The sequence below is a fragment of the Nocardioides sp. CPCC 206348 genome, from assembly GCF_048654705.1.
Classification (GTDB): Bacteria; Actinomycetota; Actinomycetes; order Propionibacteriales; family Nocardioidaceae; genus Nocardioides.
Genome location: NZ_JBMCZA010000057.1, coordinates 1 through 524, shown reverse-complemented (window position 1 = coordinate 524; position 524 = coordinate 1). Strand labels below are relative to the sequence as shown.

General features: G+C 68.7%; 1 pseudogene. It reads right to left on the bottom strand.

Annotated features, from left to right (window positions below):
- Nucleotides 1-236: pseudogene (locus tag ACOADB_RS01910) on the bottom strand (hypothetical protein); the annotation flags it as partial.
- Nucleotides 237-524: the final 288 nt, after the last annotated feature.

The following is a 524-nucleotide window of genomic DNA, read 5'->3' as shown; positions in this document are numbered from 1 at the left end:
TCCGGTTCGGGCTCCGGCTCCACTGCCTCCAGGACCGCGGTGGGCTCCTCGAGCACGGGTTCCTCGACGACGGCTTCCTCGGCCACGGAGACCTCGGTCGTCGGGGACGTCGGACGAGCTGCAGACGCCGTGCTGGGCTCTGCGGGCGCGCCGGACTTCTCGGCCGGCTTCTTCTTGCGCCCGAACAGCTTGGGCGGCTCCAAGCTGAGCTTCAGCTTGTCCTGCTCGTCTGACATGGCGTGCAGTCTGTCACGAAGGTCCGGCGGGAGGGGACAACCCCCCGCAGGCGGTCCCACGTGCCGAGAAGCCCCTTTTACCTGCGCTGGGCACGCACCTGATGCGTGGCCAGCGCAGGGAAGTGGGACTTCGGACCCGGCCACGGCGCGCGGCGGCCCGGAGCGACGGCGGCCCGGACCCACGAAAAGCAAGGAGCCCGAACCCACTTCCGTGGGTCCGGGCTCTGCCGATGTCCTGAGACATCACATGGTCGGGCTGACAGTGTTCTGGCTCAGGACATAGGAAAG